The following is a 14,682-nucleotide window of genomic DNA, read 5'->3' on the forward strand; positions in this document are numbered from 1 at the left end:
CGAGTATGAAAACATTAACCATTCTGTTAACCATTACCTGTTGCATAAATGTTTATGCCCAGGATTCTCCCACCTTTATCATTGAAGGAAGAACGGTAAACAACCAGGGACTTCCAATTGCCGATGTGTATGTTATTAATCCACGAACGTTAGAAAAAGATATTACAAGAGCCAACGGAGTTTTTAAGCTTTCGGTAAGCGCGCAGGATTCGCTGATTTTCTCGCACATCTCCTATTTTCGGATAGCGGTTAAGGTGCAGAATTTGCTGCAGAATCAGATCATTACAATGGAAGCGGAAGATGTGCAGATTCCCGAGGTAGTGGTTAGTCCGGAACAAAAAACCGACTTAAAACGCGCACAAGAAAATCTTGATTTTTTAGATGATTACAAACCGCTCAAGTACAACAAAATGAAACCGGAAAGCGATCCAACCACAACGATAATGACTGAACATAACCGGTTGATGCGAACCGAGGCGGGTTCCATAAGTTTTTTGCCGATTTTGGGTGTTCCCCTGATAGCCATCGACAAGGCCGTTCAAAAACGAAAAAGGCGTAGAATGTACCAAACAGATTATTATTCCACCCGAAAAGTAGTAAAACCACCAATAAAGAATAAAGAACCGGACGAAGACAATTAACCTTCCGGCTCTGCATCAAAACGCTGGATAAAGTCGGTTGACAGCACCCTAAACTCCGTTCTACGGTTAATTCCGCGGGCAATTTCCTGCTGCGCTTCGGGCAATTTCAGAATAAACTCTTCCGTTAGCTCATCGCCGCGTTTCAGGAAATCGTATTGATTGGCCAATTTCCGATTCACTGTTTTTGGCCAGGTTTCGCCATAACCTTTTGCCACCAAACGTTCCGGGTTTATTCCTTTTTCTATCAGGTAATCCACTACACTTTGTGCACGTTTTTGCGACAGGTCGAAGTTAAACTGGTCGCTGCCAACATAGTCGGTATGCGCCATTAACTCAATGGTTATGGTTGGGTTAAAAACCAAAATCTGAACCAGGGTATCGAGCGCCGATTTCGAGCTTTCCAACAGTTCCCAGCTGCCAAATTCGTAGTTAATATTATCAACTTTTATAGGCGCATCGGTTGGAGTGAGGTTCATGGTAAAGCGAAAATCCTTACTATCGTCCAGGCCAATGGTATTTACTGCTGCTTTATCGCGCAGAAAACCGTCTTTGAACGCCGCAAAAACATATTCGGTTTCAGGCTTTAGTTTCATTTTAAACTTACCACCACGGGCACGAATTTTCAGGTTGGTACCGTCGGTGCCAATTACACGCATGGTTGATCCATCCAGGTGCGATGCCGTTTCTTTATTGAAAACATCAATTTCTATCTGGTAAACTTTCGGAGGGACCACAAAAGAGTAGATATCGTCGCCACGCGATCCTTTACGGTTCGAGGTGAACATTCCTTTGTTTTCACCGCTTACAAATGCAATTCCAAAATCGTCGGAAGGCGAATTCATTGGCGATCCCATATTTTCAACCACCAAAATTCCATCGTCGTTTTTGAAGGCGTGATAAAGATCGAAACCTCCCTGCCCGATGTGACCGTTCGAAGCAAAATAAAGATCTCCGTTATCGCGTACAAAAGGGAACATCTCGTCGGCCGAAGTATTTACTGCTGGGCCAAGATTTACCGGTCTTCCAAACGACCCACCGTCAACCGTTGCTTTCCAGATATCTTTTCCGCCCTGACCTCCGGGCATGTCTGAAACAAAATAGATCTCCGTTCCATCGGGATTAAGAGCGGGATGTGCTGCAATAATACTGTCGCCAACAATTTGCAGTTTTATCGGATTTGACCACGATCCGCGCGACTGCGAAGTGGAGTATAATTCGGCTCCCATAGGCTGCGATTTATCGTAACGACAACGTGTAAATATCATTTCCTCGCCACTTGAGCTTAAGCTAACAGCCCCTTCTTCATCGCCGGTATTAATAATCATATTCTCATCGAGCAATCGGGGTTTTTCCCATTTCTGACGCTGAATACCAAAAGTTGCACGATAAATATCGGTGTATTTTTGCCCGGTAATCATACTTTCTTTTTTACCGGTAGAGGCTTCCCGCGATGAAGTAAAATAGATTTCGTTATCGCGGCCACCAACAAAAACAGGTGCAAAATCGCTCTCACGTGAGTTGATTTCTTTTATCGGATTTATGATGTGGCGCGTAGGATTGGCCACCCATTCCTGCGTTTTTTGCATGGCTTCAACACCATCTAAAGCACGTTCGTCGCCCGGAACTGCATCAAGGTAAGTGCGGTAGGTTTCGTAGGCCTCTTCGTATTTTTGGGTAATTCGCAACATGTCGGCATAATGCAACAGTGCTTCAGTATCATCATATCCCAACCGAATAGCAAATTTATAATTCTGGGCAGCATAATCATACAATCCAATTGCGCGGTAACATTCTGCCAACTGATATGCGTATTCAATCCGCTTTTGGCGGTTCTTTTCATTTTTTCTGGCCTTACGGTATTTTTCAATGGCTTTGTAATATTCGCCAATATCCTGCGACAGCGTAGCATCGCGCCCGTATCTGGCCGATCCGCAACCACTTAAAAATATGATTATAATAATAAAAACAGCTAGTTTAACCTGCTTCATACCCATTCAATTTCGGGGAATAAAAGTAAAATTTTTTTACCGACTATTTCCAATAATATCGTTTAGTCTTTTATCTAACGAATTATTAGTTGCTTAAGTATATGGCAGCAAAAAAAGACTTTCCGAAAATCAGAAAGTCCTTTTTGTAGCGTTGTAAACTTCTTTTTATCGAACAAAAAGCAGCTCGCGGTATTTTGGCAACGGCCATTTTTCGTTGTCAACAATCAGCTCAAGCCGGTCGATATGGTCGCGAATTTCATCCAGGAAAGGACGAACTTCTTTATCGTACTCTTTTGATCTTTCAACCACATCTTCCACCTTATTTGCTTTGGCACGCGCAGCAATCATATCTTTGCGTTTTGCTTTAATCGCAGAGATATGGCCTCCCACTTCCCTTATCAGTTCTAACCTGCCACCTGCCAGCGACAGAAATTCTTCCTCGGGGAATACTTCTTTCAGGTTTTTCACATTTTCCAGCAGCATAGTCTGATACTCCACTGCTGTTGGCACAATGTGGTTAATCGCAATATCGGCCAGAACACGCGATTCAATCTGCCCCTTCATAATGAACTTCTCGTATTCAACCTCTACCCTGCCTTCAATTTCGGATTTATTGAAAATGCCGTTTCGGGTGAACAGGTCGATACAATCCTCGCGCAGGTAGGCTGCCAGCGATTCCGGCACATTTCCAATATTTGTCAAACCTCTTTTGTCGGCTTCTTTTACCCAATCTTCGCTGTAACCATCGCCGTTAAAACAAATGGGTTTTGTAGCAATAATTAACGTTTTCAATACCTGGAAAATCGCCTCATCTTTCTTCACCCCTTTTTCAATCAGGGTATCTACTTCAATTTTAAACTTTTTCAGCTGATCGGCAACTGCTGTGTTCAGCACAATTAAGGCAGAAGCATTGTTAGCCATCGATCCTACAGCGCGGAACTCAAAACGGTTTCCGGTAAAGGCAAATGGCGATGTGCGGTTTCTGTCGGTATTGTCGAGAATAATTTCCGGAATACGGCCAATATTCAGTTTTAGTGCTGTTTTTTCATCGGGTGTCATTTTGCGGTCAACCACGGCCTCTTCCATTAAATCGAGCATCGCCGAAACTTCCGATCCGAGGAAAACCGAAATAATTGAAGGAGGTGCTTCATTGGCTCCCAGGCGGTGCTGGTTCGATGCCGTTAAAATACTGGCTCGCAGCAAATCCTGATTATCGTAAACCGCTTTTAATGTATTGATTACAAACGTTAAAAACTGCAGGTTCGATTTCGGATTTTTTCCCGGCGAATACAAATTCACACCCGTGTCGGTTGATAACGACCAGTTGTTGTGTTTTCCCGATCCGTTAATTCCTGCAAATGGTTTTTCATGAAAAAGAATGCGGAATTTATGACGACGGGCAATTTTCTGCATAATGTCCATACACAACTGGTTATGGTCGTTGGCCAGGTTAGCCTCTTCGTAAATCGGTGCCAGCTCAAACTGGTTTGGCGCTACCTCGTTATGGCGCGTTTTTACCGGAATTCCCAATTTGTAAGCCTCATTTTCAACATCCTGCATAAATCGGTTTACACGCGTTGGAATAGAGGAAAAATAGTGGTCGTCGAGTTGCTGATCTTTCGACGATGCGTGGCCCATCAGTGTTCGTCCGGTTAAAACCAGGTCGGGACGAGCCATATACAAAGCTTCATCAATCAGGAAGTATTCCTGTTCCCAGCCCAGGTTCGCCTGAACCCGGGTAACATTTTTATCGAAATACTGGCACACGCTGGTAGCCGCTTTGTCGATTGTATTTAGCGCACGCAGCAAAGGTGTTTTATAATCGAGCGCCTCACCGGTAAACGAAATAAAAATGGTAGGAATGGTAAGCGTAGTTTCACTGATAAACGCCGGCGACGATGGATCCCAGGCCGTGTAGCCACGCGCTTCAAAAGTCTGGCGAATTCCACCACTCGGAAACGACGAAGCATCGGGTTCCTGCTGCGCCAGTAATTGGCCGGAGAATGATTCGATCACGCCTCCGTCGGCACCATGCACAATAAAGGCATCGTGTTTTTCGGCTGTACCATCTGTTAAGGGATGAAACCAGTGCGTGTAGTGGGTTGCACCGTTTTCAATGGCCCAGGCTTTCATTCCCTGAGCTACCTGGTCGGCCATTTTCCGGTCAACCGTAGTTCCTCGTTCAACGGCATCGGTTACTGCTTTATAGGCTTCGCGCGACAAATACTTTTTCATTTTTGCCTGATCGAAAACCATCATGCCATAGTAATCCGAAACCAGGTTCTCTTCGCGTTCGATTTCCACCGGTTTCCGGTTAAGCACTTCGTCGAGTGCCTTAAATCTAAATTGTGCCATGATTAATCTTATTTAAGTCTGTTTTTTGTCTATATTCAAAAATAATATTTTTCATCTTCAGCACTGACATTTATCACACCTAAACTTCGTTTTTTAAGATTATTTTTATTTCAACCCGACAAACAGAGGGGTCATTTCAATTTTTTTCTACTTTTCAACAAAATAACACACCATTTTCCCACCCTCACAAACGAAAGTTACATTCTCTATATTTGTTATTTCCTCAAACATCGTTTATTTTGACCTGAAATATTTATGAAAATTTTCACACGAAGTATTGACGACTGACAATCAGAATGATCCGCATTGGATTAAAATAATTGTATAATTTTAAATGTTAAGGTTAAGCCTGACAAACAACCGAAATTGAATTATTTCGCCAACTCGTGGATAATTAACTTATTTTTAGTAATCAGTACAGGTTAAATCAAATATTACGCTAGTAATGGATAAGCAAGAAATACTAACCAAAATAAAAGAACGAAATTTTACAAAAATAAAGTTTGCCGTAGCCGATATCGACGGAATTTTACGGGGCAAATACATTCATAAAAACAAGTTTTTGAATGCACTGGAAAACGGGCTGGGATTTTGCGATGTAATTTTTGGCTGGGACTGTGCCGACAAGTGCTACGAAAACAGTGAGCTCACGGGCTGGCACTCTGGTTACCCCGATGCCAAAGCCAGTATTGCCCCCGAAACTTACCGCCAAATTCCGTGGGACGACAACACGCCATTTTTATTAGGCGATTTTAGCAACGACCCCAAATATGCCGAGGCAGTTTGCTCGCGCAGTTTGTTGAAACGCATTGCGGCCCAAAGCGAAGAAATGGGCTTTAAACCCATATTTTCGCAAGAATTTGAGTGGTTTAATTTTTTGGGAACACCCAGCGAAATTGCCGAAGCCGGTTATAAAGATTTGCGCCCCATTACGCCTGGAATGTTTGGTTATTCTATTTTAAGGACCTCGCTGAACCAGCCGTATTTTAACGACTTGTTTGAAATGCTTCAGCAGTTTGACATACCAATTGAAGGCATGCACACCGAAACCGGCCCGGGAGTTATGGAGGCTACGGTTATCTACGACGACATTCTGGCTGCTGCCGACAAGGCCCTGCTGTTTAAATCGGCGGTAAAAGAAATTGCCTACAAACACAATTTCATGGCTACGTTTATGGCCAAATGGAATAAAAATCTGCCGGGCTGTGGAGGCCACATTCACCAGAGTTTATGGGATTTGGACAAAAAGCAGAATTTGTTTTTCAATGCGAATTCGGCAGACGGAATGAGTGCAAACATGCAACACTACATTGCCGGGTTGTTAAAATGTCTTCCTGAAATACTGCCATTATTTGCGCCTAACCCAAACAGCTACAAACGCCTGAGTGGAGGCGACTGGGCTCCCCGAACACTCACCTGGGGAATCGACAACCGTACTTGTGCTGTTCGCGCTATTCCAGGAGGCGAAAAATCTACCCGCATCGAACTGCGCGTTCCCGGATCAGATACCAACGCCTACCTGGCACTCGGTGCTTCGCTGGCTGCCGGACTCTACGGCATAAAAAACAAATTACCACTGAAAATTGCCCCCACCAAGGGAAATGGTTACCTGGAAACAGGCAATGGCTTGCTTCCCGATTCGCTGGAAAAAGCAACAAAAAAAATGGCCGAATCGGAAATTGCCAACGAATTGTTCGGCAAAGCATTTGTAAAACATTTCACCCTAACCCGCGAATGGGAATGCCAACAAATTGACAACAACGATCAGCAGTGGGAACTGAAAAGGTATTTCGAAATAATTTAAAACAACACAAAGACTGCAAGGCAAAACCAACTAACTTTGAAAAAACAAAAAAAGAAAATGCAGAAACTGGATTATGGAGAGATAATAAAACTTGCCTGGAAAGAATTTGATGGCGAACGACACGAAATAAAAGGTGTTTTTGATGTAAGCGCCAAGGTTTCCACCAACCATGTGTACAAGATATCGTTTTACCAACGCGAACCTGTTTTTGCAAAAATCTCGGAATACGGCAATTTTGAAGACTTCAGGGAAGACCACATTATTATAAACAACCTGGCCAACAACCTCGAATACCCTTATCAACAGTTTTTGGCGCAATCGCTGGTTAAACGCAACGAGCTGTACATTTACCGCTACCACGAACGCGAGCGAAGTGCCTGGGTGGTGTTTTACAATCCTATTCAAATTCGCCACAAACTGCCCCGCCGTCTGGATGAAAAACACATAAAAAAACTGGGCCGCGAGCTGGCACGTTTTCATAAAGCGTGCACCAACGTTTCGAACCAGTTGCCGCATTCATCGAAAAATGTAATTACTGATATTCAGAAACTAAAACGCTCGATTCACAAAAGCGAAATACAAATGCAAGAGTCGCACAAGGATTTGATTTTGCGCCATGCTGATCATTTTTTGGAGAATGCCGACCGGGTGAATTACAACACCGAAATTGAAACCATTCCTGTTTTGGTTGACTGGAACATTGGCAATTTTTCAATAACCGGCGACGGCAGGTTTTACTCGCGCTGGGATTACGACTGGTTTCGAATGTCGTCGCGCGTAATGGACTTTTACTTTTTTAGCCGCGTGGTTTCCGATGTTGGCGACCGCACAGTTTTTAGTTACAAGGTTGACACCTTAATGGAAGATCGCTTTATGCTGTTTTTGAAAGAATACCACAAAATTTTTCCGCTCACACCACCCGAAGTGCATTTAATTAAAGAAGTTTACCGCTTTTTTATTTTAAACTATGTTATTAAAGACGGGCCATACTTTTTCAGAAAATACTATTCAACGAAACTGATTAAGGAAGCTTACGAAACTTATTTCCCTGCCATGGAAGCCAATTACCGGGTAGAGAAGATTTTGAAAACATTAAAACTCTGATGCTGTACGATTATGAGAACAAAAAGTTTTAGAAGTGTAGTAAAAAACTACCGGGCCGTATTTTTTGATGCCTTTGGTGTATTAAAAAATCATTCGGGACTGATTGAGGGAGTAGGAAATACGTTTAATTATCTGGAATCGAAGGGCATTCCGTACTACGTATTAACAAACGACTCATCAAGAAGTCCGGAAGAACTATCGAACTGGTATCAGAAAAGAGGCCTGACTACCATTACCACCGATAAAATTTTATCGTCGGGAATGCTGGCCATGGAGTTTTTTAAAACAAAACTGGAGAATGGCAAAGCAGTGGCTTACCTTGGAACTAAAGATTCGGCTCATTACCTGGAAACAGCAGGGCAAAAAACAGTACCCATCAGCGAAGTAGATCTCAATAATCTCGACCATATTAAATCGTTTGCTTTTCTCGACGACGAAGGATTCGACTGGAACAAGGATATCGACAAAACCATTAACCTGCTGCGCCACAAAAACATGACCGTTATTGTAGCCAATACCGATATTAACTACCCGGTAAATAAAAACGATATTTCGGTGGCCATTGGCGGACTGGCCGATCTGGTTGAACAAATTTTAGGAAAGAAATTTATACGTTTCGGGAAACCCGATGCCCAAATGTTTTTACTGGCTTACGAACGTGCTATGCAGGATGTACCCAACATTCAAAGAAACGAGATTTTAATGGTTGGCGACACGCTTTTTACCGATATTATTGGCGGAAACAAATTCGGACTCGACACCGTACTCGTACTCTCGGGAAATACCCTGCCCGATAACGCAAAAATTAAAATAATTGGCTCGGGAATTATTCCAACTTACGTTTGCGACTCGGCAGTTATTGAGCCCTAATGAACGTTTGGATGCTGGATACTGGATGCTGGATACTGGATGCTGGATACTGGATACTGGATACTGGATACTGCGTGGAGAAAGGATGTCATCTTTATTTTTAGCGGACATAAAGATGACATCCCTGAGTTACTGGATGCTGGATTCTTGAGACTGTAAACTGAGACTCGATACTCAATGCTGGCATGCAAAAACCCATAGCTCTTTTATCACTTTTGCTCCCGATGCTGCGATCGGGATTTGGCTTTGGCCGATTTTCAATTCGAGCAGCAGAGCTATTCTCAACTTTTACCTTTTGCCTTTTACCTTGACAATTCTACTGCCACCGTTTTCAATGCATGAATCAGCAATTGATCCTTTTCCCGTCCTTTTGAAGCGATTCGGATGTGCTTATCATCAAGCCCTGTTTTGTTGGAACAATCGCGCACGTACACGCCAAAATCCTGCAGTAATTTCATTTGCAAATCGTAGGCGCTCATGGCAAAATTTATTTTCAGCAGAATAAAATTGCTATTGGTGGGGTAAACTTCATAGCCATTAATTTCAGCTAGTGCCTTATGCAGCTCCCGCACATCGGAAATAACATGTTTGCGGGCCTGGTGGTACTCAGCATCAGTATCTTTTAGCTGCGTTAAAAAATACTCGGCCAGTGTATTTATATTCCAAACGGGCAATGCATTTCTAATTTGTCTCAGGTAATATTCGTTGGCGGTGCAACAGTAACCCAAACGCAAGCCCGGCACACCACAATGTTTACTCATGCTGCGTACAATTACCAGGTTCTGAAATTGCTCAACTTTTGGCATAAGCGTCGGTATTTCTTCGCCGGCAAAATCAATAAACGACTCATCAAGCAACACCAGTTTTAAATGCTTCATGCGGTTTAAAAAACCGGTTATATTTTCAACCGAAAGCAACTGCCCCGTAGGATTTCCGGGATTAATAATTAGTGCCGATGAAATTTCTTCGTCAACCAGCCAATCGGCATATTCTTCCAAATCGAGCTGATATTGTTTGTCGGCCGGCAACTGAAACAGCCTTACCTTTTGCTGATTCTGAACCTTCTCGATGTATTCGCTAAAAGTAGGAACAGGAATGCCCATATCTTCAACAAAATTGTTTTGAATAATCGTAATCAGCTCGGTGGCTCCGTTCCCCAAAACAAGGTATTCGGGATTCACGTGCACTACGGCAGCCAAATCCTGTTGCGCCAATTTCGGATTACTCGACGGATAGGCTTTTATTACCTCGGGCAATTTATCCTGAAGTTTTTGCAGCAAAGCCTCTCCGGGGAAATAAGGATTTTCAATGAAACAAAAATCCACCACATCAGCCAGCTGTTCTTCTCCAACAATATCAACCAACGACGGCGAATGCGAAGTCTCATCAAATAACTCACGTTTTATCTCAATTTGTTTCCTCAACATGGCTTTTACTATTAGGCATTACTATTTGCGACGACAAATTTGATCAAAAAAAAACTGCCCCACAATAAGGACAGTTTCTTTTTAACTTTGCAAATTATGTCTTAAATTTTTGCAGCATGAACAGTTTTAATAATTCGTGCTCCAATTTTATAAGGGTCGCCGTTTGATGCAGGACGACGGTCTTCCAAACGACCTTTCCAGCCATCTTCAACAGTTCCAACAGGAATACGGATAGAAGCGCCACGGTCTGAAACACCATAGCTAAACTCAGTAATTGACTGCGTTTCGTGCAAACCAGTTAAGCGCTGGTCGTTGTAGGCTCCGTAAACATCGATATGCTCTTTAATGTTTTTACCGAACTCTTCGCAAATGGCAGTAAATACTTTTTCGTCGCCACAAGTTCTCATTAATCCGTTCGAGAAGTTAGCGTGCATACCCGAACCGTTCCAGTCAAGGTCTTTTCCAAGTGGTTTTGGATGCCACTCCACATCTACACCATATTTTTCAGCTGTACGCTCCAAAAGGAAACGAGCCATCCAAATTTGGTCGCCCGCACTGTGTGCCCCTTTGGCAAAAATCTGGAATTCCCACTGTCCGGCAGCTACCTCGGCGTTGATACCTTCAACATTCAAACCTGCTTCCAAACAAAGATCAAAATGCTCTTCAACAATTGCACGACCGAATGCTTTAGAACCACCTACACCACAGTAATAAGGTCCTTGTGGAAGGGGGAAACCTCCTGCGGGGAAACCTAAAGGTAAACGAGTTTGCGGATCGTACAGAAAATATTCCTGCTCGAAACCGAACCAGAAATCTTCATCTTCTTCTTCGATATGAGCACGGCCATTAGTTTCATGAGCACTTCCATCAGGATTCAGAACTTCAGTTAAAACAAGGTAAGCATTTTTGCGGTCCGGGTCGGGACAAATAAAAACAGGCTTCAATAGAAGGTCAGAAGCGCCACCACCGGCCTGGTTAGTTGAAGATCCATCGAAAGACCATATTGGACAATCTTCCAATTTACCGCTAAAATTATCTGCTACACGCGTTTTAGCTCTAAGCTGCTGAGTTGGTACACTACCGTCCAACCAAATGTATTCCAATTTTGATTTCATGATGTAATAAATTTTATATAAATATAGATTTTTTCTAACTGTCGATCACAAAAATAGAAGCAAATGAAACTAATAAATCCATTTTGCTAACATTTTGTAATAAATTAATACAAAATTTACATTGAAAATAGATTTTTGTCATGCACCCAAAAAACAACGACACCCCCTCAAAATTTATGCATTTTTATCAATTATCGATCACAATAAATGAATACCCCTACCCGATATTTACATCTTTTTTGCCACAACACCCCCAAAATTTTAAGACACCCCGCATTTTATTATTTTTCATCGGTACATATTGTAGATTTTATTGAGGAAATGTAATTTTAATCTCACAAGCATTACTAATTGAAAGATTGAAAACAAAAACAATAATTGAAAAATTAAAAACCAATACATGCACTATGAAAGTTGACAGACGTGATTTTATTAAAACAAGTGGTATGTTTGCAGCGGGAAGTATGGTTTTACCTCCCTTTGTGCAATCGTGCCAAAACGTACAAATTTCAGCAGACGTGAAAAGTTATTTAGATCATTTTGAAGTGACTACCGAAATGTTGCAAAAAGTTATTGCAACAGCCATGAGCAAAGGCGGCGATTATGCCGACTTATTTTTTGAACACAAAATTTCCAACAGCCTGGCGCTTGAAGACGGGAAAGTAAACCGCGCCTACTCCAACATCGATTTCGGAGTTGGTATTCGTGTGCTAAAAGGCGACCAAACCGGTTTTGCCTACTCCGAAAATATTGCGCTCGACGATATGCTGAATGCAGCAAAAATGGCTGCCAACATTGCCAACAGCAGTGCCAGCTTTACTGCTGCCGACTACAACGAGAAACTTCCAGCCAACTACTACAAAATTTCGAAAAAGTGGGAAGATGTTTCGGTAAAAGACAAAGTGCCTTTTGTACAAAAAGTAAACGATAAAATTTTTAGCCTCGACGATAAGGTAATTAAAGTGAATGCCGGAATGAGCGACGAAAGCAGCTATGTAATGTTTTACAACTCGGAAGGGCGCTTAACCTACGATTACCGACCCATGATCAGCTTTTATGCCGTTTGTATCATGCAGGATGGCGAGCAAATTGAAAATGCTTATTCGGCACGATCGGTTCGCCGCGGCTTTGAATGGCTAACTGATGATTTGGTTGATGAACTGGCCAACGAAGCCGTTGAAAAAACCAATCTGCTGTTTAAAGCCGGGAAACCAAAAGCTGGAGAAATGCCCGTTGTTTTAGGCGCCGGAGGTTCGGGAATTTTGCTTCACGAAGCCATTGGCCATACCTTTGAAGCCGACTTCAACAGAAAAGGAACTTCTATTTTCAGCGACAAACTGAATAAAAAAGTTGCTGAAAACTTTATCAATATCATCGATGATGGAACGTTGCCAAACGACCGCGGCGCCATTAACATCGACGACGAAGGAAACGACGTACAAAAAACTTACCTGGTAAAAGACGGTATTCTGAACAGCTACCTTCACGACCGGATCAGTGCCAAATATTATGGTGTTGAACCAACCGGTAACGGACGTCGCGAATCGTTCCGCCACATGCCGCTTCCGCGTATGCGATCAACCTACATGGAAAATGGTCCGCACACCACCGAAGAAATTTTTGCAGCAGTTGATTACGGCGTTTATGTCGATAATTTCAGCAACGGCGAAGTTAAAATCGGTGCCGGCGACTTTACCTTCTTTGTAAAATCGGGTTACATTATCGAAAACGGAAAACTCACCACTCCAATCAAGGACATAAATATTGTGGGTAACGGGCCGCAGGCTTTAGCCGATATTTCAATGGCCGCCAACGACTACAAAAACGACAGCGGTACCTGGACCTGTGGAAAAGACGGACAATCGGTTCCGGTAACACTTGGCCTGCCCACTGTTTTAGTGAAAAAAATGACCGTTGGAGGAACAAATGCATAACCTCGGTTCAAAGTTTAGAGTTTAAAGTTCAAAGTAAAATGCTTGTGGCTATAAGCTAGCAACTAAAAACTAAAAAAATGACAAAAGAAGAAAAATATACATTGGCAAAATGGGCGATGAATCATGCATTGGAGAACGGAGCCCAGGAGGTAAGCGTAAACATATCGAACAACCAAAGCAGCAGCGTTGAAGTGCGCGAAGAAAAAATTGACAAACTGGAACAGGCGCTACAAAGCAACTTGTCGATTCGTTTGTTTGTCGACAAAAAATACTCATCGCACTCTACCAGCCGCTTAAATAAAGAAGACCTGGCACGGTTTATTGAAGAAGCGATTGAAGGCACAAAATACCTTTCGGAAGACGAATTCAGAACACTGCCCGATCCGGAATTGTATTACAAAGGCGACGGCCCGGATTTGGGTTCGTTAGACGAAAATTTTGGCAACGTTGACCCGGAAGAAAAAATAAAGCTTGCTTTTGCTGCCGAGAAAGAAATTTTGGGAAGCAACGAGCGCATTATATCGGTATCCAGCAGTTATTACGACGGACTGAACGAACGGGTAATGGTTAACAGCAATGGTTTCGAGGGCGACACCGCCAACTCGTACTTTGGAATATACACCAACGTTTCGGTGAAAGGTGATGGCGATGGCCGCCCTGAATCTGGCTGGGGAGAAACTGCGATAAAATACAACGAACTGAAAAAAAGAGGCACCGGAACAATCGCACTAAAACGTGCGCTGGATAAAATAGGTGCGAAAAAGATTGAATCGGGAACCATGCCAATGATCGTTGAAAACCGCGTGGTTAGCCGTATTTTCAGTCCGTTGATTAATGCACTCGACGGATCAGCTATTCAGCAGAAAAATTCATTCCTTATCGATAAACTGGGCGAAAAAGTAGCTTCTGATAAATTAACCTTAACCGACGATCCGTTTATAATCGGAGGCCGTGGTTCGCGCCTGTTCGATGGCGAAGGTATGGCCACAAAAAAACGTACGGTTTTTGAAAAAGGCGTTTTGAAAAGGTACTATATCGACACCTATTACGGTAAAAAACTGGAAATGGAACCGAACAGCGGAGCAACTACCAACCTTGTTTTTGAAACCGGCGATAAAGACCTCGACGCATTGATTGCATCGGTTAAGAAAGGTATTTTCGTTACCGGATTTAACGGGGGTAACAGCAACGGATCAACCGGCGATTTCTCGTATGGTATTGAAGGATTTTTGGTAGAGAACGGTGAGATTGTGAAGCCGGTTACAGAAATGAACATTACCGGAAACATGAAAACCCTGTGGGCCAACATTGGCGAAATTGGCAACGATGTGCGCGAAGATTCTTCGTGGCGAACACCATCGATTCTTTTCAACGATGTTGATTTTAGTGGATTGTAAAAATTAAATAAATAGCATAAAAAAACAGGAGCCGTTTGGTTCCTGTT

The 14,682-nt window shown here is 42.8% G+C and carries 10 protein-coding genes; 6 read left to right on the forward strand and 4 right to left on the reverse strand.

What is annotated here, in order from left to right; genetic code table 11:
- The first annotated feature begins 5 nt into the window (after nucleotides 1-5).
- Nucleotides 6-641 carry a hypothetical protein gene (locus tag BMW53_RS04165; protein WP_038558727.1) on the forward strand — a complete coding sequence of 212 codons (636 nt, stop codon included), beginning with the start codon at nucleotides 6-8 and terminating at the stop codon, nucleotides 639-641.
- Here BMW53_RS04165 and porE read toward each other — a convergent pair.
- The gene (gene porE / locus BMW53_RS04170; protein ID WP_038564709.1) at nucleotides 638-2,629 is read right to left on the reverse strand and encodes a PorE family type IX secretion system protein; all 1,992 of its coding nucleotides are present in this window, start codon (nucleotides 2,627-2,629) and stop codon (nucleotides 638-640) included. The genes BMW53_RS04165 and porE overlap by 4 nt on opposite strands.
- A gap of 165 nt (nucleotides 2,630-2,794) precedes the next feature.
- Nucleotides 2,795-4,984 (reverse strand): glutamine synthetase III family protein, encoded by a 2,190-nt coding sequence (locus BMW53_RS04175; protein WP_038558724.1) that lies wholly within the window; start codon nucleotides 4,982-4,984, stop codon nucleotides 2,795-2,797.
- 445 nt (nucleotides 4,985-5,429) lie between these two features.
- Between BMW53_RS04175 and BMW53_RS04180 the strand changes: the two genes are divergently transcribed.
- From BMW53_RS04180 to BMW53_RS04190, 3 genes are read left to right on the forward strand one after another with little or no spacing between them, the layout of a single operon-like run.
- A complete protein-coding gene (locus BMW53_RS04180; RefSeq protein ID WP_038558721.1) occupies nucleotides 5,430-6,788 on the forward strand; it encodes a glutamine synthetase family protein in 1,359 nt (452 codons plus the stop codon).
- A 36-nt stretch (nucleotides 6,789-6,824) separates the two neighbouring features.
- Nucleotides 6,825-7,892, forward strand: coding sequence for an aminoglycoside phosphotransferase/kinase family protein (locus BMW53_RS04185; protein WP_217642881.1), 1,068 nt, complete (start codon nucleotides 6,825-6,827; stop codon nucleotides 7,890-7,892).
- Between the two features lie 12 nt (nucleotides 7,893-7,904).
- Nucleotides 7,905-8,762 carry an HAD-IIA family hydrolase gene (locus BMW53_RS04190; protein WP_038558715.1) on the forward strand — a complete coding sequence of 286 codons (858 nt, stop codon included), beginning with the start codon at nucleotides 7,905-7,907 and terminating at the stop codon, nucleotides 8,760-8,762.
- 302 nt (nucleotides 8,763-9,064) lie between these two features.
- On the opposite strand, the gene BMW53_RS04195 is transcribed toward BMW53_RS04190, so the two are convergent.
- Both BMW53_RS04195 and BMW53_RS04200 read right to left on the reverse strand, forming a co-directional pair.
- Nucleotides 9,065-10,189 (reverse strand): pyridoxal phosphate-dependent aminotransferase, encoded by a 1,125-nt coding sequence (locus BMW53_RS04195; RefSeq protein ID WP_038558712.1) that lies wholly within the window; start codon nucleotides 10,187-10,189, stop codon nucleotides 9,065-9,067.
- Nucleotides 10,190-10,290: 101 nt separating this feature from the next.
- Nucleotides 10,291-11,304, reverse strand: a complete 1,014-nt coding sequence (locus tag BMW53_RS04200) for a glutamine synthetase beta-grasp domain-containing protein (protein ID WP_217642882.1) — start codon at nucleotides 11,302-11,304, stop codon at nucleotides 10,291-10,293.
- Nucleotides 11,305-11,711: 407 nt separating this feature from the next.
- Here BMW53_RS04200 and BMW53_RS04205 point away from each other — a divergent pair, with 407 nt between their 5' ends.
- Nucleotides 11,712-13,238, forward strand: coding sequence for a TldD/PmbA family protein (locus BMW53_RS04205; protein WP_038564706.1), 1,527 nt, complete (start codon nucleotides 11,712-11,714; stop codon nucleotides 13,236-13,238).
- Nucleotides 13,239-13,315: 77 nt separating this feature from the next.
- Nucleotides 13,316-14,635 carry a TldD/PmbA family protein gene (locus tag BMW53_RS04210; RefSeq protein ID WP_038558706.1) on the forward strand — a complete coding sequence of 440 codons (1,320 nt, stop codon included), beginning with the start codon at nucleotides 13,316-13,318 and terminating at the stop codon, nucleotides 14,633-14,635.
- The last annotated feature ends 47 nt before the right edge of the window (nucleotides 14,636-14,682 follow it).

Origin of the sequence: Draconibacterium orientale, assembly GCF_900111425.1 — a bacterium.
Classification (GTDB): domain Bacteria; phylum Bacteroidota; class Bacteroidia; order Bacteroidales; family Prolixibacteraceae; genus Draconibacterium; species Draconibacterium orientale.